We start from the raw sequence: 24729 nt of genomic DNA, 5'->3' as shown, positions 1-24729 counted from the left end.
GTGACGGATGCCGCGCCGCTGCAGGACGACGCCGTCACCGTCGAGGTGACCGAGACCCAGACAGTCTTCGAGGGGCGGGTCTGGAACCTGCGCCGCGACGCGTTCACCTACGGCGAGGGCTCGATCGTGCGGGAGTACGTCGACCACTCCGGCGCCGTCGCCGTCCTGGCGCTCGACGAGGAGGGACGCGTGCTCCTCATCCGGCAGTACCGTCACCCGGTGGGGTTCCGCGAATGGGAGATCCCTGCCGGCCTGCTGGACGTGCCGGGGGAGGACCCCCTCGAGGCGGCGAAGCGCGAGCTCGCCGAGGAGGCCGACCTGACCGCAGAACGGTGGGACGTGCTGTCGGACTTCTTCACGAGCCCCGGCGGCAGCGACGAGGCCATCCGCATCTACCTGGCACGCGGGCTCGCGGCGACGCCTGAAGCGTTCGCCCGCACCGACGAGGAAGCCGACATCGAGGTGCGCTGGGTCGCGCTCGACGACGTCGTGGACGCCGTCCTGGCGCGGAAGCTCCAGAACCCGTCTCTCGTGATCGCGGCCCTGGCCGCCGCTGCCGGCCGTTCCCGTGAGTGGACGACGCTCGGCGCCGCCGACGCGCCGTGGCCCGGACGCTCGCGTCCCGTGGGCGCGGACCGACCGCAGGGCTGAGGCGCCGTGAGGCTCGCTCGCGCCGTCGACGCGTTCCTCCGGCACATCACCATCGAGCGCGGACTCTCGGCGCACACCGTCGCGGCGTACCGTCGCGACCTCTCCGGCTACCTCGACTGGCTCGACGAGCACGGAGTCGACGACACCGACGCCGTGACGGGGGACCTCGTGACGAGGTTCGCCGCGGAGCGCGCGGCATCCGATCCACCACCCGCCTCGACGTCGCTGGCCCGGCTGCAGTCGGCCATCCGCAGCTTCCACCGCTTCCTCGCGCGGGAGGGAATCGTGACGGAGGATCCGACCACGAAGCTCCGGCCTCCCAAGGCGCCGATGCGTCTGCCGAAGGCGCTGCCCGTCGAGGACGTGCTCCGGCTGTTGGATGCGGCCGGTCCCGCGCCCGAGGACGCCGGGCCGGGCGAGCTGGTGGGCTTGCGCGATCGCGCGCTGCTGGAGCTCCTCTACGCGACCGGGGCCCGTGTCTCGGAGATCATCGATCTGGATGTCGACGACCTCATGCACGGTGAGGTCCTGCGCGTGCGGGGCAAGGGCTCGAAGGAGCGGATCGTCCCGGTCGGCTCGTACGCCCGGGTCTCGGTCGACGCCTACCTCACGCGCGTGAGGCCGGAGCTGTCGCGCCGCGGACGCGCGACACCGCGAGCGTTCCTGGGCGCGCGGGGAGCTCCGCTGTCGCGCCAGAGCGCATGGCTCGTGATCCAGCAGGCCGCGGAGCGGGCGGGGATCACCGCGCACGTCTCTCCGCACACGCTCCGGCACTCGTTCGCGACGCACCTGTTGCAGGGCGGCGCCGACGTCCGCGTCGTGCAGGAGCTCCTCGGCCACGCCTCGGTCGCCACGACCCAGATCTACACGCACGTCACCGTGGACGCGCTCCGCGACGTCTATCTCACCTCGCACCCGCGCGCGAGATGAGCTCCGGCTCCCCACCCTGCGGGGAGTCGCTCCACGGCGCGTCGCGACGGGATGACTAGACTCGGGTGAGCACGGCGAAGGCGGGAGATCAGTGGCGAGCAAGCGGAGTACGGCGGACGTCGATTCGACGGTGGCGACCGACACCCCGATGGGGCCGACGGGTCGCCCCTACCACGGCTTCCCGACCCCGCCGAAGCTCGACGGCCACGGTCCCGCGCGCATCATCTCGCTGTGCAATCAGAAGGGCGGCGTCGGCAAGACGACGACCACCATCAACCTGGCCGCGGGCCTGGCCTCGTACGGCCGCCGCGTGCTCGCGGTCGACTTCGACCCGCAGGGCGCCCTGTCCGCCGGTCTCGGCGTGCAGACGCACGAGACGGCGACGATCTACGACCTCCTCCTCGACCCGAAGCGCGACCCCCACGAGGTCATCGTCTCGACGTCGGTCGAGGGCCTCGACATCCTGCCCGCGAACATCGACCTGTCGGCAGCAGAGGTCCACCTCGTCAACGAGGTGGCCCGCGAGACGATCCTGGCCCGGGTGCTCCGCAAGGTGGCCGGCGACTACGACGTCATCCTCATCGACTGCCAGCCCTCGCTCGGCCTGCTCACCGTCAATGCGCTTACGGCGAGTCACGGTGTGCTGATCCCGCTCGAGTGCGAGTTCTTCGCGCTGCGCGGTGTGGCGCTCCTGATCGAGACGATCGACAAGGTGCGCGACCGCCTGAACCCGGCGATCGAACTCGACGGTGTGCTCGCGACGATGTACGACCCGCGCACGCTGCACTCGCGCGAGGTCCTCGAGCGCGTCGTGGACGCCTTCGGTGATGACGTGCTCGAGACGGTCATCGGCCGCACGGTGAAGTTCCCCGACGCCTCGGTCGCGGGCGTGCCGATCACCAAGTTCGCTCCCGAGCACTCCGCCGCCCAGGCGTACCTGCGCCTCGCGCGGGAGCTGGTCTCCCGTGGCGCCGTCGCCTGAGGACGTCGCCGACGCCGACGCTGCGCCGCCGCGGGCGGACACCCCAGAGGCCGAGACGGGATCCGGCGATCGCTTCCGCGTGTCTCTCGGGAACTTCGACGGACCGTTCGACCTGCTCCTGACCCTCATCTCCAAGCACGAGCTCGACATCACCGAGGTCTCGCTCAGCAAGGTCACCGACGAGTTCATCTCGTACCTGAAGGGGCTCGACGACGACGCCGATCTCGACCAGGCATCCGAGTTCCTGGTGGTCGCGGCGACGCTGCTCGACATGAAGGTCGCGGGGCTGCTGCCGCAGGGCGAGTTGGTGGATGCCGAATCCGTCGCCCTGCTCGAGGCCCGCGACCTGCTCTTCGCCCGTCTGCTGCAGTACCGCGCCTTCAAGGAGGTGTCCGCGTGGTTCGCGCGGTGCCTGGAGCGGGAGGGCAAACGTCACATGCGCGCCGTCCGGCTCGACGAGAAGCACCGCCGGGCCGTACCCGAGCTCGTCTGGACGCTGTCTTCCGACGACTTCGCGGCGATCGCCCTGCTCGCGTTCGCGCCGAAGGAGATCCCGCACGTCGGGCTGGACCATCTGCACGCGCCGCTCGTCTCGATCCGGGAGCAGGCCGCGATCGTCGTGACGCTGCTGCGGGATGCCGGTCAGCTCAACTTCCGCGAGCTCGTCGCCGGTGTCACGCAGACCGGTGTCGTCGTGGCCCGATTCATCGCCGTCCTCGAGCTCTACCGTCATGCCGCGCTGTCGTTCGAGCAGCTCGAGCCGCTCGGCGAATTGACGCTGCGCTGGACCGCCGACCGGTGGTCCGAAGAGAACCTCGCCACACTGGGAGCCGACTATGACCGATGACGCCACCGAGATCGAGGCGCCACCGCGTTCGCAGGACGCCGGGGACATCGCACGCCGCCTCGAGGCGATCCTCATGATCATCGACGAGCCGCAGAGCCTCGTCTCGCTCGCCGCCGCTGTCGGGGCGCCCGTCGCCGCCGTCCGCCGCGCGGTCGAGGAGCTCGTCGCCGACTACGACGGGGAGCGTTCCGGGCCGCGGCGCGGGTTCGAGCTGCGCGAGGTCGGCGGCGGGTGGCGTTTCTACGTCCGCGACGAGCACGACGACCTGGTGGCCGAATTCGTGAACGGCCAGGCGCCGTCGCGACTGTCGCAGGCCGCGCTCGAGACGCTGGCCGTCATCGCCTACAAGCAGCCGGTGTCGCGCAGTCAGGTCGCCTCGATCCGCGCCGTCAACGTCGACTCCGTCGTCCGGACGCTCCTGGCCCGCGGCCTCATCACCGAGGCCTTCACCGACCCCGAGACCGGGGCCATCAACTACCGCACCACCGACGCGCTGCTCGGCCATCTGGGGATCAACTCCCTCGACGAGCTGCCCCCCATCTCCCCGCTGCTGGACGACGGCTCCGCGGGATTCGAAGGAGAGACCATCCGATGAACGAGCAGTCCGACGAGAACCGGGTCCGCCTGCAGAAGATCCTCGCGAATGCGGGCGTCGCCTCGCGACGCGTCTGCGAGCAGTACATCGTCGGGGGCCGCGTGCGGGTGAATGGCGTCGTCGTCACCGAGCTCGGATCGCGGATCGACCCCGAGACCGATCAGGTCGACGTCGACGGCACCGCGATCCAGCTCGACACGAGCAAGCGGTACGTCATCCTCAACAAGCCCACCGGCGTCGTGTCGTCGATGAAGGACGACCAGGGGCGCCCCGACCTGCGGCTCTTCACGAAGGACTGGCCCGAGCGTCTCTACAACGTCGGCCGACTGGATGCCGAGACGAGTGGCCTCCTCGTCCTCACCAACGACGGCGAGCTCGCCCACGTCCTCGCGCACCCGTCGTTCGGCGTCACGAAGGTCTACATCGCGAAGGTGTCGGGCCGTGTGCTGCCGCAGACCATCGCGCAGCTCACCCGGGGTGTCGAGCTCGAGGACGGCCCGATCGCCGCCGACAAGGCGCGGCTGCTCGACGCGAGCGGTGACACGAGCCTCGTCGAGCTGACGCTGCACTCGGGGCGCAACCGCATCGTCCGCCGGATGATGGCGGCGGTCGGGCACCCCGTCGAGGACCTGGTCCGCCGCCAGTTCGGGCCCCTTCACCTGGGCACGCTCCCAGCGGGTCGGGCACGCGAGTTGACTACAGTGGAACGTGGTGCGCTGTTGACTCTCGCGCGCCAGGCGGAGACCCCGCCCGGGGATCCCACTCAGGAGCAGTTGTGACCGACGCCATCGACGCGCGCGCCCGCGCCGTCCGCACGAGCGGGCTCGTCCGCATCGTCGGCGCCGGCCTGCTCGGTTCGAGCATCGGTCATGCCCTCCGCGCGCTCGGCGTCGACGTCGTCCTCGCGGACGCGTCACCTGCTCAGCTTCGACTCGCCGTCGACTACGGAGCGGGCCGCGCCGCCCGTGACGACGATCGCCCGGACCTCGTCGTCGTCGCCGTTCCGCCGGACGTCACGGCCGACGTCATCGAGCGCGAACTCGGCGCCCACCCCGACGCCGTCGTCACGGACGTCGCGAGCGTCAAGCTCGAACCGTTGCTCGCGCTGCGCGAGCGGGGCGTCGACCTCTCCCGCTACATCGGGTCCCACCCGATGGCCGGTCGCGAACGCGGCGGAGCCATCTCGGCGCGGGCCGACATCTTCTTCGGCCGCCCGTGGGTCATCTGCCGCGACGAGGAGACCTCGGCGCGCGACCTCGCCGTCGTGGAAGGCCTCGCCCTCGACCTCGGCGCCAGCCTCGTCGAGATGACCCCCGAGGAGCACGACCGCTCCGTGGCTCTCATCTCGCACGTGCCGCAGCTCGTGGCATCCCTCCTCGCCGGACGCTTCGTCGGGGCGGAGGACGCGTCGCTGCGTCTCGCGGGCCAGGGCGTCCGCGACACGACCCGTATCGCGGCATCCGCCCCCGAACTGTGGGTGCAGATCCTCGGTGCCAACGCGCAGCCGGTTGTCGACGTCCTCGACGCCCTCGCCGCCGATCTGACCACCGTCGCCGGCGCGCTCCGCGATCCCGACGCTCCCGGTTCGCGTCGCGCGATGGCCGATACGATCCGCCGCGGCAACGAGGGCGTCGAACGCCTGCCCGGCAAGCACGGTCAGAACCGCCGATTCGAGACGGTGGTCGTCATGGTCGACGACACCCCCGGTCAACTGGGCCGGCTGTTCGGCGACCTCGGCGACCTCGGCGTCAACGTCGAGGATTTCCGTCTCGAGCACTCGCCGGGAGCCCAATTCGGTCTCGGCGAGATCAGTGTCGTCCCGTCCGCCGTCTCCGTCGCCACCGACGGTCTCGCGGCACGCGGGTGGAAGATTGCGAGCCTCAATGACTGACCCCATCACCATCGCCATCGACGGCCCCGCGGGCAGCGGCAAGTCGAGCGTGTCGAAGGAGGCCGCCCGACGGCTCGGCTTCGGCTACCTCGACACCGGTGCCGCCTACCGGGCGTTGGCCTGGCACGTGCTCCAGCACGGCGCGGACACGTCCGACGCGGCTGCGGTCGTCGACGCCGCCGGCGACTTCGACTACGCCATCTCGCTCGACCCCGACGAGTACTGGGTGCGGGTCGGGGACGCCTCGGTCACCGAAGCGATCCGCGAGCCGCGGGTCAGCTCCGCCGTGAGCGGTGTGGCCCGCGTGCCGGTGATCCGCGAGCAGGTGAACGTGCTGTTCCGTCGTCTCGTGGCCGACTCCGGTCGCCCCGGCGTCATCGTCGAGGGCCGCGACATCACGACCGTCGTCGCCCCCGACGCCCCCGTGCGGATCCTCCTGACCGCAGCCCCCGAGGTGCGCGCCGCGCGGCGCAGCGCCGAATTGACCACAGAGGATGCCGCGGCTGTGGCCGCCGCGCTGCACAAGCGTGACGCATCCGACTCCCAGGTCGTCGACTTCCTCACCGCCGCCCCCGGCGTGACGGTCGTCGACTCGACCGACCTGGACTTCGCACAGACCGTCGACGCCGTCCTGGACGTCGTGCGGTCGGGAACGGAAGGCTCACGATGAGCGCCGAAGACGACTACGAATACGACGGCGGGCCCGACCAGCTCGAAGAGAAGCTCGCCAACCTCGACGAGGACCTCGCCGAGCAGCGCGCCGCCGCCCTGCGCGCCTCGCTCGCCGACTACGAGCTCGACGAGGAGGACGACGACCTGCTCGCCGGCTTCACCGCGGGTGGCGAGGTCGTCGAGATGCTCCCGGCCCTGCCGGTCGTCGCGATCGTCGGACGGCCGAATGTCGGCAAGTCAGCCCTCGTCAACCGCATCCTCGGCCGCCGCGAGGCCGTCGTCGAGGACACCCCCGGTGTCACGCGAGACCGCGTGAGCTACAAGGCCGAGTGGATGGACCGCCGCTTCACCCTCGTCGACACCGGCGGCTGGGAGCACGACGCGAAGGGCATCGACCGCTCGGTCGCAGCCCAGGCCGAGATCGCGATCGAGCTGTGCGACGTCGTCATGTTCGTCGTCGACGCGATGGTCGGCGCGACTGCGACCGACGAGCAGGTGGTCCGCATGCTCCGCAAGACCGACAAGCCGGTCTTCCTCGTCGCCAACAAGATCGACGACGCCCGTCAGGAGCCCGAAGCCGCAGCGCTCTGGAACCTGGGTCTCGGCGAGCCGCACCCTGTCTCGGCCATCCACGGCCGCGGCGTCGCCGACCTGCTCGACGAGATCATGAAGGTGCTGCCTGAGGTCTCGGCCGTCGCCAAGAACGAGCTCGGGGGGCCTCGCCGCGTCGCGATCCTCGGTCGCCCGAACGTCGGCAAGTCGTCGCTGCTGAACAAGGCCGCGGGCGAGGAGCGCGTCGTCGTCAACGACCTCGCCGGCACCACCCGCGACCCCGTGGACGAGGTCGTCGAGCTCGGCGGCAAGCTGTGGCGTCTGGTCGACACCGCCGGCATCCGTCGTCGCGTGCACCTGCAGCAGGGTGCCGACTTCTACGCGTCGCTGCGCACCAGTGCGGCCCTCGAGAAGGCCGAGGTCGCCGTCGTCGTCCTGGATGTGACCGAGTCGATCAGCGTGCAGGATCTGAACATCATCGACCTGGTCCTCGAGTCCGGCCGTGCGCTCGTCCTCGCCTTCAACAAGTGGGATCGCCTGAACGACGAGGACATGGACAACGCCGATCGCCGCCGCTACCTCGAGCGCGAGATCGAGCAGGACCTCGCGCACGTCACGTGGGCGCCGCGCGTGAACCTGTCGGCACGCACCGGCCGTCACCTCGACAAGCTCGTCCCGGCTCTCGAGACCGCGCTCGAGTCGTGGGACCAGCGCATCCCGACCGGCAAGTTCAACGCGTTCCTCGCCGAACTCATCGCCGAGCACCCGCACCCGCTCCGCGGCGGCAAGCAGCCCCGCATCCTGTTCGGCACGCAGGCGTCGACGCGTCCGCCGACATTCGTGCTGTTCACGACCGGGTTCCTCGACCCGGGCTACCGCCGGTTCATCCAGCGGCGCCTGCGCGAGATCTTCGGCTTCGAGGGCACGCCGATCGTCACGAACATGCGCGTGCGCGAGCGTCGCCAGCGCTGACGCCCGTCCACCGTCGCTTCGAGAGGAGATGACGGTTCGCGAGGAGGCATCCGGGTCATCCGGTCCTCGCGAACCGTCATCTCCTTCGTTGTCTGCTGCACGCTGGGGATCTGTTCCGGGACATGACGTATGCCGCGCCTCGCCGCCGAGCGCGTGAGAGGCTGATCGCATGAGGATCGAGGAACCGTCGAGCGGGCCGCCGCGCCCCTCCGGTCCTCGCGATCCGGGCGATGCCTGGGTGGTGACCGATGCCGGCGACCGGTACTGGGGCCGATTCGGTGCCGCCGGCTTGCTGGCGCACGACCCCGCGCGCGGGGTCCTGCTGCAGCACCGCGTCTCGTGGAGTCACCACGGCGGCACGTGGGGGATCCCGGGAGGTGCGCGGCACGAAGGCGAGAGCGCAACGGATGCCGCGATCCGCGAATCGCAGGAGGAAGCGGGCGTCCCCGCCGCAGCTCTCCGACCGCGGTTCACGAGCGTGCTCGATCTCGAGGTCTGGACGTACACGACCCTCGTCGCCGATGTCGTCGACCCGTTCGAGCCGGTGATCGCCGACCCCGAGAGCTACGCCCTCGAGTGGGTACCGCTCGACGAGGTCGATGCGCTGCCCCTGCACCCCGGCTTCGCGGACTCCTGGGAGCCGTTGCGCGCGCTGCTCGCCGTCCGCCCCACCGTGCTCGTCGATGCCGCGAACGTCGTCGGATCGGTTCCCGACGGGTGGTGGCGCGACCGCGCCGGTGCCGCCTCGAGGCTGCTCGAGCGGCTTCAGGGTCTGTCGCTCCTGGGCGTGGCGGCTTCCGAGCTGTCGCTTCCCGGTGACACGTGGTACCCCCACGTCGTCGCTGTACTCGAGGGCGAGGCGCGCGACGCCGCGGACCCGGCGGACGCCGTCGAGGTGGTGCGAGCGGATGCCGCGGGTGACGACACGCTCGTCGCCGAGGCGCGACGGCGCGTCGGCGACGGAGAGCGGGTCCTGCTCGTGACCAGCGACCGCGCGCTCGGCGAGCGGGCGGTCGCGGTGGGCGCGGAGGTCCGTGGGCCGTCGTGGCTCCGGGATCGGGTGTGAAGCGACGGCTTCTCGGCGTCGCCGTCGCTCTGGCGGCGGTGATCTGCGGACTCGCCGTGCATCTCGGAGCGGCGGACACTGCGGCATCCGACATCGCCGGTGATGCGCTCTACGTCGTCGCGGTGTGGGGCGGGCTCGTGGCGCTGTTCCCTCGGGCGTCGTCGTGGCTGATCGGCGCGATCGTGGTCGCCTGGTCGGTCGGCGTCGAACTGTTCCAGCTCACGGGGCTGCCGGTCGCGTGGGCGGGGGAGTGGCCGCCCATCGTCCTCGTGTTCGGGACCGTCTTCGACGCCCGCGACCTGCTGGTCTATGCGGTGACGGGTTTGGTGCTCGCCGTGACGGATGCCGCCGTCCGCATCGCGGTCGGGCGTCGCCGTGCGGCGGTGTCAGCGGCCGCGTAGCCGTTCGATGTCGCGGCGTTCGCGCTTGGTGGGCCGCCCGGCGCCGCGGTCGCGGACGGCGACCAGGGCGACCGGTTCGCGCTCGGGCGTGCGATCCTCGGCGGCGACGGCGGCCAGCGGAGCGCCGACACGCTTGGTGAGCGTCTGGCGCACGACGAGGATGCGGTCGAATCCGGCGATCCGCACCCGCAGCTCGTCTCCCGGCTTGATCTGCTGGGCGGCTTTCGCCTTGTCGCCGTTGACCCGGACGTGCCCCGCGCGGCATGCGGTGGTCGCAGCCGATCGGGTCTTGTAGACGCGGACGGCCCACAGCCAGGAGTCGACACGCACGGCATCCGCCATGTGATCCTCCTCCCGTCCGGTGGGTCCATCGTAGGACGGGTCAGGATGCCGCGAGTCGCCGTTCGACGCGGGTGAACATGGCGTCGTCGAAAGCGACGATGCGCGCCTCGGTCACGGTCGAGGGGGTCTCGGCGAGCGTCGTGACGGCGGCGTCTACCGCGTCGTCGAGCGGCCAGCCGTAGATGCCGGCACTGATCAGGGGGAACGCGACGGTCGTGGCGCCGAGCTCGTCGGCGACCTCGAGCGCGCGTCGGTAGCACGAGGTGAGAAGGCTGCGGTCGCGTTCGCCCGCCGTGTGGTTCGGTCCGACGACGTGGATGACCCAGCGCGCGGCGAGGTTCCCCGCGGTCGTCCACCCGGCATCCCCGGTCGCGAGGCCGTGCGGGAAGCGGGCGATGCAGTCGCCGAGGATCTCGGGTCCGCCGGCGCGGTGGATGGCCCCGTCGACGCCCCCGCCGCCGCGCATGGCGCGGTTGGCGGCGTTGACGACCGCGTCGACCTTCTGACGGGTGATGTCGCCGCGGACGACGGTGACGCGGCTCATGACAGATCCTTCGCGACGATAGGGCGGGCCGCGCCGGGGCGCGCGGTCTCCGTGAAGCCGGCGGCGAGGAAGCTCGAGAGCGTGCCGTGGTAGAGGTCGTTCGTCGAGAACCGCTTCACGTCGGTGTCGAGCGGGTACCCCTCGACGATGCGTGCGCCGTTCCCGCGCGCGTGGTCGACGGCGGCGTCCAAGAGGCGGCTCGCGATGCCCTGGGATCGGTGCTCTTTACGGACGACGAAGCAGGTGATCGCCCAGACTGTCGGGTCGTCCATCGGCTCCGGTGACGTCTGGATGTTGCGGGTACGCGCGAGGCGGGGTTGATCGGGGCGGGGGGAGACCTTGACCCAGCCGGCGGCGTTGCCGTCGACGTACGCGATCAGCGCTGACGGGACCGGAGCCGAGAGGTCCTGACGCAGTCGCTCACGCCGTTCGTCGACGCTGGTCGCCTCGAAGTCCTTCGGCGCGAGCATCCACCACTGGCACCAGCAGTCGGCGCCGTCGCCACCACCGGTCAGCGCGCGTTCCGCGTCGGTGAAGCGATCGGCACGGGCCGGTTCGATCGAGATCTGGCTCATGCGGGCAGGTTAGTGGCGGCATCGGACACGCGGAACCCCGTGGCGGTTCGCGGGCGGCCTCCGGACCGGTTAGGATAGTGGAGTTGTCCGCGAGGGCAACGGACCGGGATGTGGCGCAGCTTGGTAGCGCACTTGACTGGGGGTCAAGTGCGGTAGCGGCGGATTCAGCTCGAAAAGTGAACAACGGGATGTGGCGCAGCTTGGTAGCGCACCTGACTGGGGGTCAGGGGGTCGCAGGTTCAAATCCTGTCATCCCGACAGAAAAGCCCCGATGAGAAGCCATTCTCATCGGGGCTTCGTCGTTCGTGCCGGAGGGTTTACGCGGACCGTGTACCGCTTACGCGCCTGCCGTCGCGATGCTCTCGAAGTGCCCTGTTGCGAAGCGCCGGGACACTGCCGGGACACGGATGCCGTGATCGCTCCTGTGGAGCCAGTCATCGAGCACGTGGCGGACGCGTAGGCCCTGGGTTCGGGCCGGGACCATGTTGCCGTACTTGGGTGCCGAGAAGGGCGTTCGCCTGCTCGGCGGCAGTCAGGATGAGCCGCCCGAACCCTAGGACCCAGTGACCTTCGAGCAGGTCCGCGCGAAGTGTTCTCAGTCTTGTGGATCTGCTCTGAGATACTCAGATGTGATCAAGAAGCCGCCATTCAATTTTGGCAAGCTAGCCGCCGGTACCGCTATCCGCGCGATCACCGAGCCTTCGGAGCTCTTCGACGCGTTGCCGAACAAGGCGCCCGGGTATGGCTACCTCAGGGCGGTCCAGGGGGCGGTCCTGGACGCATGGTCGCCGCGCCGTGATGAGAAGGACCTGGTCATCAAGACCAACACTGGCGGAGGGAAGACCATTGTGGGTCTGCTCATGCTGCAGACCTCATTGCATGAGGGCGTTGGGCCGGCGCTGTACATAGCGCCGGACCCCCACCTCGCGGAACGAGTCATCGCCGAGGCCAAGGCCTTGGGTATCGAGGTTGCTGACGACCCCGAGCACCACAGGTTCACCAGTGGTGACGCGATCTGCGTAACGACGATGAAGACACTCATCAACGGCAAGACCCGATTCGGAATCGAAGGTTCGGCGACGCGGCAGCCGATTCCCGTAGGCGCTGTCATCATCGACGACGCACACGCAGGAATTGCGCTCGCAGAGGAGTCGTCTCGACTTGTCATCCCTTCTGGACACAAGGCGTTTGACCCGTTCCTCGACCTGTTCGAGGACGACCTTAAAGAGCAGGGACTAAACGCTTACATGGACATCCGCGAGGGGGACCGTAGTGCGGTGCTTCGCGTGCCCTTCTGGGCATGGGTTGAACGCCAGGAGCAGGTGCTCACGCTGCTTCGTCCCTTTCGGGCGTCGAAGGACTTCGAGTGGGCCTGGCCCATCATGTCCGATCTCATGGCTATCTGCGAGGTGACCGTCTCGGCAGAGGCGATTGAGATCAACCCACCCTGTCCGCCGATTGAGAAGTTTCCGTCGTTCGCCGAGGCCAAGCGGCGTATCTATATGACTGCGACGCTCGCCGACGACAGTCTCCTCGTGACGCACTTCGATGCGGACCCCGACAGCGTCGCGAGCTCCATCGTCCCGGAGACCGCGGCTGATCTCGGCGACCGTCTCGTCCTCGCACCCCAAGAACTGAACTCCACCATCTCGGTGAGCGAAATCCGAGAGCTCGCCGCCTCCGTCTCGGCGGACCACAACGTCGTTGTGCTCGTACCCAGCTGGCGTATCGCGAAGCAGTGGGAGCCGTTGGCTGCACACGTCGTCAGCAAGGCCGACGAGATCAGCGATGTGGTCAAAGGTCTTAACGGCGGTCATGTCGGACTCGTCGTCATCGTGAGCAAGTACGACGGCATCGACCTCCCCGACGAGGCCTGCCGACTTCTGGTCATCGACAGCTTGCCGTTCGCGTACACCGCGGCCGAACGGCGTGAAGCCGTCGCGCTGCGGGACAGCGAAGCAATGGTCGCCCGACAGTTGCAACGACTCGAGCAGGGCATCGGGCGCGGAGTCCGAAGCCGAGACGACCGCTGCGCGGTCATCCTCATCGGATCCCGACTCACCCAGCTCGTCGCTCGCGCAGATACCGCAAGCAAGCTCTCGCCGGCAACTCGCGCGCAGATGCAACTTTCGAGGGACGTCGCATCAGACCTCGACGGTGCGTCCGCCGAGGACATCGAGGGAGTCATCCGGCAAGTCATCGACGGAGACGCCGACTTCCGCACCGCATCCCGCGAAGCTCTGCTGGGCGTAAAGTACGAGCCCGGTGTCGTCTCCGACTCAGCCCGAGAGCTCAGGGCGGCGTATAACGCGGCACGAGTCGGTCGGTTCGAAGACGCGGCCTCCCACGCGGGGAGCGCTGTCGACTCGGCGATCGCAGAGGGCGACACAAGACTCGCGGGGTGGCTGGGCGAAACTCACGCCAGCTATCTGGAGCGCGTCGATAAGGTGGCTGCGCAGCAGACGCTTGACCAGGCTTCAAGGAACAATCCCGCGGTACTCGCACCACTCGGTGGCATCGCCTATGTGCACCTCGGGCAAGCGTCCAACCAGGCGCAGGAGGCGCGGAACCTCCTGACTGACACCTACGCGACGGGTGACGAGCTTGTTGTCGGCATCGGCGCCCTCATCACCGACCTCGCGTGGGACCCGCTACGCACCGACCAGGCGGAGGACGCTCTCGCCTCCCTCGGACGCCACCTCGGATTTCTCGCGCAGCAACCCGAACGTGACTTCAAGATCGGAAGCGACGTCATGTGGTCTCTCGGTGACCACCAGTACGTGGTCATCGAAGCGAAGACCGGGGCGGAGTCAACGGCCATCTGGAAGAAGGACATCAACCAGCTCGCTGGCTCCGTCAACTGGTGTGAAGGGGAGTACGGGGTGGACGCGCAGATTACTCCGCTCATGGTCCACCCGAGTCACCTCGTCCAACGTAGTGGAACGCCGCCGCAAGGCTGCCGATCGATCAACCGTGCTGACATGAAGGCGCTGAAGAAGGCGCTAAAGCAGTTCGCTCGCGCTCTTGCCAACGACAACGCATTTCAGGACGTCACCGCCGTCGAGGCCCAAATCGTCGCGCTCGGTCTCACCCGCGACACATTCTTCAGCACCTTCACCCGCCAGACAAAGCGAGAGCCACGCAGCTAGCTCGAGGGCAGCCCGAGCTTGTCGAAGAACGCACGGTTGCGTTCGGTCGCGGAGTTTATGAGACGGTCAAACGACATCACCTCGATATAGGCCTTCGCTGGCTCGTTGAAGCCGAAATAGCCCATGCCATCAGGCGTACGGCGCAAGTTTGCATAATTGCACCGGTTGACCATGGACGGCGTGAGATCGGCCACGATATAGCAGAACGCAGGCGACTCCTGCGATGCGGGGATGGGTCGCCCGGACGCGGTGAGGACGCCACCGCTCCTCACCTTCGCGACGTAGTCGAGGCACTGGGCAATGGGGTCCCTGTCCTCGGAGGCATCGTTGCGCATCGGCCGCTTGATCTCCACGACCACGATGGACGGCAACGGGAGCGTCTCGCCTTCGGACGCGAGCAGCGGACCGTCAACGAGTCGCGTCGCGATGATGTCGGGCTCCCGGGTGGAGTCCGAGGCCGTAATCGGCATGCTCTTCAAGGTCTTGTCAGAGGCCAAGTAGTCGTGGAACGCGAGCCGTTCGTCGAGGATCCAGAGGTTCGACGCGTCCGGGCCGATCTCGTTGGAGTCAGTGCGCATCGGAATGAGCAACGAGTGGACGGCGTCCTCGCGGCTGTAGCCGCCAGCGTCATTCGAACGGATGAGCTTGGTGAGGATATCGAGAATCACCCTCCGACGCGAGACATACGCGGCGAGGTCGGATTGGTTGATCTCCTTGATGGTCTCGAGATAGCTGTCGAGGCGCTCCTTGTAGTCCTTGAGCGGGGCAGCCCCTGCTTCGGCGAACACGGCCTGGCCCTCGACCATCGCATCGGCTTCGAGCTTCTGCAGGTTGCGGTGGAGCAGCAGCTCGAGCTCAGAGTCCTTCATCGCGGGGTCGACGGTGACCCCGAGATTGGTGAGCCGGGCCAGAACGGGGCGGTAGCGGGGTGCCCGGTTGCTCACGAACTCATTGACGCGGTTGCGGCCCTCCTCGCGTGCCGCGTTCAGTGGCTCCTCGAGTAGACGCTCGACTTCGTCGAGGACCGCGGCACGAACATCATCGAGGGTGAGGTCGTCGCCGAGCGCGGCTCCGGGCAGTCGCTCCTCGATGTCGAACGCGGTCCGGTCGGCGCGCACGTTCGTGTCGAGGAAGTCGGAGGAGAGGTAACAGACGTAGGTGAACTCCGCCGACGTCGAGTCACGCAGTCGGCCGTATAGGCCGGCGAGCTTGCCCGAGAGGTTCTCCTCGATGACGACGCGACTTGCAGCGCACCAATAGAGCCTGGGAGTGGTGTTCCGCGTCATCGACTTGAGGCAAAGGTTCACCATGTCGAACTTCTGCCCCTTAGCTGTGATGGTTGTCGGCGGCAGCTCGGAGTACACGAAGTCCTCCATGAGTTTGTTCAGGGAGATGACTTCTTCGTCGACGACCGTGACCTCGGGTGCTCCGCCCGGCCGCAAGAAGTACCAGATGCAGTGCTCGAAGATCTCACGGGCTATGGCATCTGCCGTCTTCGGCGCGCTCTTCTGGTACTGGCTCTTGAAGCCGTCGAGCAGGACTACGGCGCCTGTCTCCGTGAGAGAGGCGCTGTCCGCTCCGTGCTCGACCTCGCGCTCTACGGAGAACTTGAAGCTGCGCTTCTGCAGCTGGTGGTTGCCGTCGAGGTACGCGCTGTCGATGGCTACGCGGTCGAAGGCCTTGAGCCAGAGAAGACGGCCGACGCCGCGTGACCCGAGGTCTGCCTTGAAATCGCTGTCTAGGGTCTCGAACGAGCTCATGTTCTCCGGGGTGAACCCGACGCCGTTGTCTTCTACGGAGAACCCGATGATGGGCGGGAGCGCTACGCGTCCCGTGCCAGCCGGCCCATAGTCGAACTCCTGCTGTCCGTCGCGCAGGATTCGGATGCGCAGATTCCCGCTGCCGATGTCGTCGTCACCGAAGCGCTCGTCGATGGACTGGAGGCTATTGATGACGGCTTCCTGCAGAGGGAGCAGCGGGTGGCTTTTCGGGAGGCTGGTGTTGCGAACTCGGCCTGCCAAGGAGGTAGTGAGTGCCATGGTCCTCCTCGCTGGTGACGTCATTGCAACTTTATCGCCGCCCACGGACAGGGCCGGCAGCCGCGCGATTGCGACGTGTCGTGGACCACGGCCGGGGACACCGACGTCCCTTTCGCGGGCCGTGGCATGCATCAACGGTGCGGTGAGGGCCGAGTCGCGCCAGAGGTCCGCGAGGGCGCCTGTCGCTGTTCTTGGGCCTCGAGGAATGCGTTGGCCTGCTTGGCGGCGGAGGCGAGGTGCCGGGTGTCGGGGTGAAGGTAGCCGCGGGTGGTCTCGATGGATTTGTGCCCGAGGATGCGTTGCAGCACGTGCAGCGGGATGCCCGCGTCGGCCATCCAGGTCGCTCCGGTGTGGCGGAGCCCGTGCCGGGTGAGTGAGGGCAGGCCCAAGCCGGTGACGAGGTCGTCCCATTTGGTCGCGTCGCGCACGCTCGCTGTGGTCAGGACGCCGCCGCGGGGGCCGCGCAGCAGGCGTTCATCTGGCTCGCGATCCTCTGTGAGGCGTTCCAGGACCGGCTTGAGTGCGTTGAGGATGGGCACCGGGCGCGCGGCTCGTCCTTTCGCCTGCTTGGTGACCAGTCCGCCGGAGCCGGGGTAGGTTTGCCGCTCGATGGTGACGATGTTCGTGTCCCAGTTGACGTCGCCGACGCGGAGGCCGGCGATCTCCGACCCGCGGGAGGCGAGCAGCGCGCTGAGCATGACGAAGTCCGAGTAGCTCTGGTGCACGCGGCCGCACGCCCGGGCGAGCCGGTTGAGTGTTGCGAGATCCGGGAGCGCGTGCGCGCGGGGCGAGGCTTGTTCGACGGGGACGATCAGCGCCGATTTGCCGAGGCTTCGTCGGGAGCGGTTGCGGGCGGGGTTGCTGGCGAGCACGTCGTCGCGCACGGCTTCGTCGAGGACTCGCACGAGCGGGGCGATGGTGTTCTTGATCGTGGAGGGGGAGTGCGTCTTTTCCCAGTCGTCGATGGTGCGGTCGATCATGCCTGCGGTGATCTGGGAGAGCGGCACGTGCCCGAGCGCGGGGATGACGCGCAGCCGCAGCCCGACCTTGTATCCGTCGGCCGTCGAGGTCGGGTCTAGGCCGCGTGTCCAGCGGTCGCCGATCGTGGCGAGGTAGTCGGCGAGGGTGATGCGCCGGTCGATGCCGATCTCTGAGGAGCGCCGCAGGTCGTTGAAGAAGGCGTCGGCGGCTTCTTCGTTCGGCACGACGAGTGCTCGAACGACACGTCGCTTCGTCTGCGGGTCGATCCACCGTGCGCGGGCGCGGATGCCGGAGGCCCGGTACTCGAGGTCCGTGGTGACTTTCACCCCGAATGGCGGGACCGGCGGCGGTGCATTCTCAGCGCTGCTCATCGACGAGGAGCGATGAGAGCCACGCATCGACGGCATGAAGCTCCGAGCGCGAGCAGAGGGGCATCTGCGCCGCTATGCGATGAGCGCAGTCTTCTTCAGCACTTTCACCCGCCTGACGAAGCGAGAGCCACACTGCTAGCTCCAGGGGGCGACGAGCGCCTGGGCCTGCAACTTGTTTTTGGTTACGGATGTCCGCAGAGGATACACGCCTTCGGCGCGGCACGACGCCAGACGCGCTCAATCTCGATAACATCGCAGTGAGCGACGACGATGTGTCGGCCCGCCAAAGAGGATGGAGAGCTATCGCGTGGTAGTGCGCTACATGGGAACCAAGCGTCACATGGCGGATCACGTCCGTGACACAATTGGTGACCTCACGCACGCGGGAAGGGTAGTCGACCTTTTCTCGGGCATGGGCAGTGTTGCAGAGAGCCTTCAGAACACCGCCTCAGTAGTGACGAATGACGCGCTAAGCTTCACGGCCGCCTTATCGAGGGCCCGGTTCACAGCGCTCCAACGCTCGGCAGAGGCCCCCTCAACTCTCGTTCGCTTGCGTCCGGCGTACGACGCTCGACTTCGAGAATTGACGCAGAAGTACTCCACGCAGCTTGCCTCCGAACACCGTGCGCTGACAGGCACGCGTCTAGATCTCGTCGAGTACATGCAGCGCGCCGCGCACGTGGGGAACTCGGCTGCGCATAGACGGGCCGCCCGCGCAGCCGCAGTAGCTAGCACGAGCGAGCACTACGAACTCGCCAGTCTGTACTTCTCCGCCGGCTATCTCAGCCTGCAGCAAGCGATCGAGGTTGACTCGATCCGATCCGCGATAGACGGGGACACCCAACTCAATGACCGCGACTGGCTTCTGGGTGCATGGATCACCGCCACATCCGTTCTGGTGAATGCTCCCGGCCACACCGCTCAGTTCCTGCGGCCGAACTCTGCATCCGCGCACGCCCGTATCGTGCGCACATGGGGGAGATCGGTGTGGGACGAGTTCATCATCGCTCTGGATTCAGTCGCACTGGTGGGCACCGAGAAGTGGCGTTCGAACAACTCCGTGTTCGTGGGTGACGCTCTCGATTTGATCAGTACAGGCCAACTTCGCGACGTGGGAACCATCTACGCAGACCCCCCGTACACGAAGGACCAGTACAGCCGCTATTACCACGTCTACGAAACCCTGTACCGGTACGACTATCCCGACTCGAGCGGAGCCGGTCGCAACAGGTCGGACCGGTTCACTACTGGGTTCTCATTGAAGAGCGCGGTCGTCGCCTCATTTCACGATCTCTGTCGCAACGTGGCCCGCATGCGTGTGCCTCTGGTCGTCAGCTACCCGTCGTCCGGCCTGCTCACCGAGCTCGATCTGACAGTCGCGGACGTAGCGTCTCAGTACTTCAACGACGTGGAGACACTGTCGTTCGAAGCAAATCACTCCACCATGGGCGGGTCGACAGGTACGTCGAAGAAGACAGCAACGGAGAACCTATATGTCTGCACCATCTGAGGAAGCGTCGCCGCAACCCGAAGAAACGTCGGACTCTGGGGCGCACAACGCGACTGCCGAGCTTCGCGAGCTCAACGTCTCAGACGTTGTGCCGAACGACGCCAATCCGCGCCTCGATTTCCCTCAAGATGAACTCGACCGATTGACCGGATCCATTGATCTGGAGGGTGTGCTTGTCCCGATCGTGGTGTATCCGCGCGGCGACAAGTTCGTCCTGGTGGACGGTGAGCGACGGTACCGCTGCGCTCGTGACCTCGGACACTCCAAGATCCCGGCACTCATCACGACGGAACGTAGCGAACGTGAAGTTTTGCAGCAGATGTTCAATATCCACCTCATCCGGGAGCCGTGGCGCGACATTCCCACTGCGAAGGCATTGCAACGCCTCGCGCAGGAAATTGAGGAGAGCGAGGGTCGCGAGCCCAACGACGCCGAGTTGCGCGACCTCACCGGTCTGTCGATGGAACGAGTTCGGCAGCTGCGCTACGTCGTCACCTTGCCCGACGAGTGGCAGGACTACATCCGCGAGGAGACGATCCCGCTCAACTTCTTCTGGGAGCTCAAGAAGAACGTCATCGACGCGCTACGCAAGAACCGCCCCGTCATCCTCGACGAGTTCGGCGAGGATCGCGTCAGCGCAGCGTTCGTGCAAAAGCGCCTTGATCAGGTCATCACTGACACGGTCAGCCTCCGCAAGGTGTCGCCGATTATCAAGTTCGCCGCCCAGGATGCCGCGGAGAACGGCACGGGTGAATCCACGATCGACAGCTCGATCCGCGATCTCATCGAGAAGCCGGACGCCACCATCGAGGACGCCTTCGAAGACACTGTCCAGATGATGGTTGAGGTGGACAAGCTCGGTCGTCGCACGTCGTCGATGATCGCTGTCTTCAGCCGGTTACTTACGCAGACGGCCGATACGCCCGACAACGACGAAGTGAAGCGCCTTGGGCACCAGCTCATCACTCAACTCGAAGCGCTGCTCAATGCCGATGAGCGATCAGCCTGAGCTCGAAGGGGCCATCGTTGACGAGATCGTCGATGACCCGAGTGCCGGACGTTTCATCAGTTCGGAGGACATAGCGGATCTCACCGATCAGATCTGCGCGTCGGCCGGGGGAGCGGGTTGGGAACGCGATGTCGAACTGAACCTCGAGACGAAGAGGTGGCGTCCCTCCGCCGTTTCGGCGGACCGGCAGCGTCTGCTCTATGTGTACCTTCAGGACGAGCTTCCCCGATTCGTGCGCGACCGCCTTCAGCTGGCCGCCTCAAGGGACATCGGCATCACAATGGCTCTTCCGATAGCTTCTCTGTTCAAGCCTGAGGTCATCGCGCTTCTTGTGGACCTCGATGCAGATGTCTTGATCGTTGACGACTACGTGACGGCTCGTCGCCTGGTCTCTCGTCCCGTACTCATCGCCCTCGCTGAGGTAGAAGTCCCCGTTCCCCCTGAGTCTCGGCAGGTGATCTGCCGCAGCGTGTGGTCACGAATTGAGGACGGGACCTCGCAGGAGAAAGGCCGCCGTCTCGAAGCGCTACTGGCCTTCTTGTTCTCACAGGTTCGCGATCTGAAAGTCATCGAGCGCAACTATCGTACGGAGACAGAGGAGATCGACCTCGTTCTTCAGGTCGATAACTTCAGTCCGCGCGTTTGGCAGCGCCCGGGGATTCCGTTCATTCTGGTCGAAGCCAAGAACAGGGTGGACAAGGCATCGCAGCAAGTCATGTCTGTCCTCCTCACGAAGTTGCAAACGAAACGTGGGACTTCACGGATAGCATTCCTCGTGTCTCTGGCGGGCTTCACAGAGGACGCGAAGTTGCAGGAGCTGAGATTCTCTACCCAGGACATCTGCGTCGTGATGGTCGGTCGCGAGGAACTCGCTTCGCTGATCGAAGCCGAGGACCTCGACGACGCGCTTGAGTCGCTCGTCAGGCGCGCGTTGCTTCGGTGATCGCGCACGAGAGCCCCCTCCCGCTGGGGGAGTGAGCCCCGCTCTCCTGGCAGATCGACACCACGTGCGGACTCGACGTAGCGTAAGTGGATGCCTGACTATGCGTTCTTCGACACGACCGCGTTCACGGGCGCCCGAGACCTGGAAACCACGAGCTGGCGGAAGATCACGGCAGCGATCAAAGAAGGCGTTCTCCAAGCCGCGACCAGCCAAGTCACCGTGCTGGAATCAGGTCGGCAAGCGAGCGAGACGATCGAGGCGAAAGCTAAGCAAGTATCAGAGGCGAGGACTGTACTTGCCACATTCGGGATCGACTTCCTCCCGCCGGAGATCCCGACGCCCCACCAAGTCCAGCGCCTCCTACCGGACTGGCTCGACGCAAACGGCGTCGCGATCCTTCCCATGCCTGACGCGCCTCACGCGGAAGTAGTAGCCCGTGATGTAAACGTGCGGGCGCCATTCGCCCGATCCGGAAAGGGCTATCGAGACACGCTCATCTGGCTGACTTTGCTGGCCTGGATACGAGATCTACCTGAACTCGTCGCGAACGTCTTTTTCGTCACAGCCAACAGCCAAGACTTCTGTTCACCCAAGGGCGACCTCAAGCGAGAACTGCTCGCAGAGTTGCCACCGGGCGTGCACGTTGAGATCCTGCAGCGGCCTCAAGATCTGGCGTCACGCGTCGAGCTCGGAACGGCGCCAAGCGTCGCGACCATCGTGACCGAGCACGCGCTCAAATTCATCGAAACGGCCCTACTTCACGAAATACTCGATGGCGATCTCACCTCCTGGGATACCGCCGTTGAGGAGGTGACTGTAAGCGAGGTATCCGCCGACGACGGAGATGCTCAGCTCGTCGACACCTTCGTCGGCGATACGCAACTTTGGACGGTGGACATTCCTGCCGAACTTGGCGTGAACGGGTACGTCTATAAGGCGGATCTCCCGGGCCTCGATGACACCCTCACCGTGAGCGACGCTGACTGGAACAGCCACTACGCGGAGGTCGCCGGGCGCATCTCGTGCACGGTCAAGGTGCTCGTGCGCCTAGAGGCGGATCTGGAGACATCGGAGTCAGAAATCCAAGAGCTAGTCGTGTAGCGCCGACACTCAGAAATTTGCTTTAGCCCAACTGCGCGGCCCGCGATAGTTGCAGGACACTAATGCTCGTTGAGTCTGTCCAAGAAGTCAGGTCGACAGCTCCCACGATTGGGCGCCGTCGAAACGCACAATGATTGTCTTTCGCCCATGTAGAGGAGCTCCTCTTGAACGATGATGCACACTCCGAGCAGAGCGGGATTCAGATGCGATTCCCAAGGCCCATTTACCTCGTCGTCTGTCCGGTAAGCGGCGCTGCGGATGACGTCTACGAACCCATATCCCACCAGTTCATGCTTGGGGTGGACGATCCGGCAACCAGTTTCGATTCTGAACTCGTGCCGATTCTGCCGGCGGTCTGGTACGCGCTCCATCTTCCGGCGACCCGCATTGATGCAGTCGATGTTCCTGTCATGACCGGCATCCGGGAACAACTTCTGGAGAAGCGCCGGCATCTGATCCTTCCGGTACCCGCATTTACGCTCCAGCACCCGCTCATGCTGGCTGTGCTCACCCAGCACGGTGAACCCATGCTGATCATCAGTGATGATGACCATTTTGACGCCGCAGCGTCAGCATCCCGAGACGGCAGGTTCGTGCTCCCTCCGGTTCGGGTGCGAGATCTGAACGACACCTTGCTCCGACGACACTGGCAGATGATTAGCGATCACTGGGACGCGGACTTCCTGGAGGGAGTCGAACTTGATGTGCTGCCTCCAGACTGGTCTCCGACGATCGCCTCGAATGGTTCAGCCGTGCCGCTACGTCGCCTCCTGAAAGCAATTGGACGGGGCGACGCCACCGTCCGTAACCGCGATCAGGAGCCGTACGACGGAGCCATAGACCTGCTGCAATGGCGCGCATATCTCGACGCCTTTTCCGCCATGGAGGAACAAGGTCTCACCATGGCTGAAGCCGAGCGGGTGGCAGACGCCGAACTGATCGAAGCGGGACGCCGACTGAAGGTGCCGATGACGCTGGGACTGCCCGGGGTTGCTCCACGCTATCGGCGTCTCGTCAGGCACCTCGCACAAGGGGCAAATTCACCAACCCGGGGCGAACGACGCGCGGTCCAACCGACGCGGACGCTGCCTCGCACTGAACAGAGCGACCCGCCGGAAGTACTCCGTCTTATGGTCTCCCACAACGCGGCAGGCGACAACTCGGTCGGAATTGTCTCCGCTGACCTCGTCCCCGACGCCGCGTTCGTGGCCTTGGCTGACCTCGAACGCTACTGGGTGGACAGCACGCGGTCGCGCACCGGGATCAAGCCAGACACAGAGGCACGATTACGAGCCAGGCTCGACGAGACCATGCGGCCTTTCTGGACAGACAGGATGATCTCCGTCGTTCGCACGGCCTCTCAAATCGACGCGTTCACCAACTTCCCAATCGGTCTTCTGCGACTACCCGGTCACACGGCACCGCTCGCCGCACTGCTCCCGATTGCCTACCGTCCGATCAATCCCCTCACCCGTGCATTTCAGCTCGAGTTCGCCCCAGACCACGGCATTGATTTCAGCGGTGGGATGCGGGTGCTGGTCGTCGAGTGCATTCCTGAAACAGACCCGGTTGGCGTCGTCTCCCGAAGGGCGTGGGCGTTCGCAGCTCGAGAGCTCACCGATCCGACTCGCGCCGTGTTCGTCGACATCGTCGATGCGTCCGACAAGGCAGAAGTCGCGGACGCTCTGGCAAGTCACCGGCCGGACCTCGTGATCCTCAGCGCGCACGGCGTGTACGACGCCGACGCCAACATGGCTGGGCTTGCCATCGGCGACGAGGTGAGTATGGGAGACGACCTCGGACCGATGCCCCCGGTTGTGATCCTCAGCGCATGCCACTCCGGACCACGTGGAGCGGGTCCGGTCGCTGTAGCCGACCTGCTCCTCCGAGCCGGAGCACGCGCCGTCCTCAGCACCCTTGTCCCCGTCGGCGTGCACCACAACTCCACGTTCATGACACGTCTGCTCGTCTACATGAGTGAGTCGATCGGCGGTGCTGAGGCACACACAACCCTCATGGATCTGTGGCACCGTGTCCAAACCAACTCCGTTGTCATGGACATCCTCTATGGGAACCCGAAACTTCTGGAGTGGGGCCATTCGGACGTCAACGGCACCTCTCCGATCGTGGAGTTCATGAGCGGCCGATCCTCTGGAAGGCTGCGTCCCTGGCACCTTTATCAGGATGCGGAAGCAGTCCTTCTCGACATCGCTGAGGAGAGAGGGGAGAAGAGCGCCGTCGAGGGATGGCTTCGAGCCCCCGGATACGTCCCTGAATCGATGATGTACACGATCGTCGGCGACCCATCCGCGATTCGCTTCCGAGCGTCTCGGCTCACGTCAATGCAACAGCAACACACCGAGGCCGAGCAATGACCTCATCGCACAGTTCCGTGTCTGACGTCGCTCATTGGTGTAGCCGGCACAGGAGCAGGGTTGATTCCCCTCGCAGTCTCTTCGGTGGGTGGAGGGTATCGATCCGAGCGCCGTACCTGAACATCGCGAATCGGATGTGCGTCGTTCTTGAATGGACACCAAGGACGTGGAGGGTGTCGGACCCCTGCCGAACGTGACACACCCATCACTTGCGAGGCCCTAGATGTCGGG

At 66.3% G+C, this 24729-nt stretch carries 22 protein-coding genes and 1 tRNA gene; 18 read left to right on the top strand and 5 right to left on the bottom strand.

Annotated elements, in window-relative coordinates; genetic code table 11:
* The 11 genes from H286_RS0106895 (at position 1) to H286_RS0106845 (ending at position 9559) form a co-directional block, all read left to right on the top strand.
* Positions 1 to 651, top strand: coding sequence for an NUDIX domain-containing protein (locus H286_RS0106895; RefSeq protein ID WP_018186402.1), 651 nt, complete (start codon positions 1 to 3; stop codon positions 649 to 651).
* Between the two features lie 6 nt (positions 652 to 657).
* Entirely contained in the window at positions 658 to 1581 is a 924-nt protein-coding gene (xerD, locus tag H286_RS0106890) for a site-specific tyrosine recombinase XerD (RefSeq protein WP_020097579.1), read from the top strand.
* Positions 1582 to 1729: 148 nt separating this feature from the next.
* Positions 1730 to 2563, top strand: coding sequence for a ParA family protein (locus H286_RS0106885; RefSeq protein WP_091362304.1), 834 nt, complete (start codon positions 1730 to 1732; stop codon positions 2561 to 2563).
* A complete protein-coding gene (locus H286_RS0106880) occupies positions 2547 to 3410 on the top strand; it encodes a segregation and condensation protein A (protein WP_020097578.1) in 864 nt (287 codons plus the stop codon). Before H286_RS0106885 ends, H286_RS0106880 begins: the two co-directional genes overlap by 17 nt.
* Complete coding sequence (scpB, locus tag H286_RS0106875) at positions 3400 to 4005, top strand: SMC-Scp complex subunit ScpB (RefSeq protein ID WP_020097577.1); 606 nt, start codon at positions 3400 to 3402, stop codon at positions 4003 to 4005. Before H286_RS0106880 ends, scpB begins: the two co-directional genes overlap by 11 nt.
* Complete coding sequence (locus tag H286_RS0106870) at positions 4002 to 4784, top strand: pseudouridine synthase (protein ID WP_020097576.1); 783 nt, start codon at positions 4002 to 4004, stop codon at positions 4782 to 4784. Before scpB ends, H286_RS0106870 begins: the two co-directional genes overlap by 4 nt.
* Positions 4781 to 5896, top strand: a complete 1116-nt coding sequence (locus H286_RS0106865; protein ID WP_020097575.1) for a prephenate dehydrogenase — start codon at positions 4781 to 4783, stop codon at positions 5894 to 5896. The genes H286_RS0106870 and H286_RS0106865 overlap by 4 nt, the downstream gene beginning before the upstream one ends.
* Positions 5889 to 6566 carry a (d)CMP kinase gene (gene cmk / locus H286_RS0106860; protein ID WP_020097574.1) on the top strand — a complete coding sequence of 226 codons (678 nt, stop codon included), beginning with the start codon at positions 5889 to 5891 and terminating at the stop codon, positions 6564 to 6566. Before H286_RS0106865 ends, cmk begins: the two co-directional genes overlap by 8 nt.
* Positions 6563 to 8092 carry a ribosome biogenesis GTPase Der gene (gene der / locus H286_RS0106855; RefSeq protein WP_018186410.1) on the top strand — a complete coding sequence of 510 codons (1530 nt, stop codon included), beginning with the start codon at positions 6563 to 6565 and terminating at the stop codon, positions 8090 to 8092. Before cmk ends, der begins: the two co-directional genes overlap by 4 nt.
* A 169-nt stretch (positions 8093 to 8261) precedes the next feature.
* On the top strand, positions 8262 to 9158 hold the full coding sequence (locus H286_RS0106850; RefSeq protein WP_020097573.1) for an NUDIX domain-containing protein: 897 nt from the start codon (positions 8262 to 8264) through the stop codon (positions 9156 to 9158).
* Positions 9155 to 9559 carry a ribosomal maturation YjgA family protein gene (locus tag H286_RS0106845; protein WP_020097572.1) on the top strand — a complete coding sequence of 135 codons (405 nt, stop codon included), beginning with the start codon at positions 9155 to 9157 and terminating at the stop codon, positions 9557 to 9559. Before H286_RS0106850 ends, H286_RS0106845 begins: the two co-directional genes overlap by 4 nt.
* Here the strand turns inward: H286_RS0106845 and H286_RS0106840 are convergent.
* From H286_RS0106840 to H286_RS0106830, 3 genes are read right to left on the bottom strand one after another with little or no spacing between them, the layout of a single operon-like run.
* Positions 9545 to 9901 carry an RNA-binding S4 domain-containing protein gene (locus H286_RS0106840; protein WP_020097571.1) on the bottom strand — a complete coding sequence of 119 codons (357 nt, stop codon included), beginning with the start codon at positions 9899 to 9901 and terminating at the stop codon, positions 9545 to 9547. The genes H286_RS0106845 and H286_RS0106840 overlap by 15 nt on opposite strands.
* Before the next feature lie 40 nt (positions 9902 to 9941).
* Positions 9942 to 10445, bottom strand: coding sequence for an O-acetyl-ADP-ribose deacetylase (locus H286_RS0106835; protein WP_020097570.1), 504 nt, complete (start codon positions 10443 to 10445; stop codon positions 9942 to 9944).
* Positions 10442 to 11020, bottom strand: coding sequence for a GNAT family N-acetyltransferase (locus tag H286_RS0106830; protein ID WP_020097569.1), 579 nt, complete (start codon positions 11018 to 11020; stop codon positions 10442 to 10444). Before H286_RS0106830 ends, H286_RS0106835 begins: the two co-directional genes overlap by 4 nt.
* A 184-nt stretch (positions 11021 to 11204) precedes the next feature.
* On the opposite strand from H286_RS0106830, the gene H286_RS0106825 reads away from it, so the two are divergent.
* Together H286_RS0106825 and H286_RS0106820 are read left to right on the top strand one after the other, a co-directional pair.
* Positions 11205 to 11278, top strand: a tRNA-Pro gene (locus tag H286_RS0106825).
* A 305-nt stretch (positions 11279 to 11583) separates the two neighbouring features.
* The gene (locus H286_RS0106820; protein ID WP_196800625.1) at positions 11584 to 14169 is read left to right on the top strand and encodes a helicase C-terminal domain-containing protein; all 2586 of its coding nucleotides are present in this window, start codon (positions 11584 to 11586) and stop codon (positions 14167 to 14169) included.
* Here the strand turns inward: H286_RS0106820 and H286_RS0106815 are convergent.
* Positions 14166 to 16208: an ATP-binding protein gene (locus H286_RS0106815; protein WP_028497426.1), complete on the bottom strand. Its 2043-nt coding sequence runs from the start codon at positions 16206 to 16208 to the stop codon at positions 14166 to 14168. The two genes, H286_RS0106820 and H286_RS0106815, sit on opposite strands and share 4 nt — an antisense overlap.
* A gap of 131 nt (positions 16209 to 16339) precedes the next feature.
* On the bottom strand, positions 16340 to 17515 hold the full coding sequence (locus H286_RS0106810) for a tyrosine-type recombinase/integrase (protein WP_020097566.1): 1176 nt from the start codon (positions 17513 to 17515) through the stop codon (positions 16340 to 16342).
* 628 nt (positions 17516 to 18143) lie between these two features.
* Here H286_RS0106810 and H286_RS0106805 point away from each other — a divergent pair.
* From H286_RS0106805 to H286_RS14790, 5 genes are all read left to right on the top strand, one after another.
* Complete coding sequence (locus tag H286_RS0106805) at positions 18144 to 19070, top strand: DNA adenine methylase (protein WP_196800624.1); 927 nt, start codon at positions 18144 to 18146, stop codon at positions 19068 to 19070.
* Positions 19054 to 20079: a ParB/RepB/Spo0J family partition protein gene (locus tag H286_RS0106800; protein ID WP_155900313.1), complete on the top strand. Its 1026-nt coding sequence runs from the start codon at positions 19054 to 19056 to the stop codon at positions 20077 to 20079. The genes H286_RS0106805 and H286_RS0106800 overlap by 17 nt, the downstream gene beginning before the upstream one ends.
* The gene (locus H286_RS0106795; protein WP_028497423.1) at positions 20063 to 21022 is read left to right on the top strand and encodes a hypothetical protein; all 960 of its coding nucleotides are present in this window, start codon (positions 20063 to 20065) and stop codon (positions 21020 to 21022) included. The genes H286_RS0106800 and H286_RS0106795 overlap by 17 nt, the downstream gene beginning before the upstream one ends.
* A gap of 90 nt (positions 21023 to 21112) precedes the next feature.
* Positions 21113 to 22123 carry a PIN domain-containing protein gene (locus H286_RS0106790; protein ID WP_020097562.1) on the top strand — a complete coding sequence of 337 codons (1011 nt, stop codon included), beginning with the start codon at positions 21113 to 21115 and terminating at the stop codon, positions 22121 to 22123.
* A 164-nt stretch (positions 22124 to 22287) separates the two neighbouring features.
* The gene (locus tag H286_RS14790) at positions 22288 to 24498 is read left to right on the top strand and encodes a CHAT domain-containing protein (protein WP_155900311.1); all 2211 of its coding nucleotides are present in this window, start codon (positions 22288 to 22290) and stop codon (positions 24496 to 24498) included.
* The last annotated feature ends 231 nt before the right edge of the window (positions 24499 to 24729 follow it).

Source organism: Microbacterium sp. 11MF (assembly GCF_000383475.1).
Classification (GTDB): domain Bacteria; phylum Actinomycetota; class Actinomycetes; order Actinomycetales; family Microbacteriaceae; genus Microbacterium; species Microbacterium aquilitoris.
Note: the sequence above shows the minus strand (reverse complement) of the source record. Positions and strands in the feature narration are given on the sequence as shown.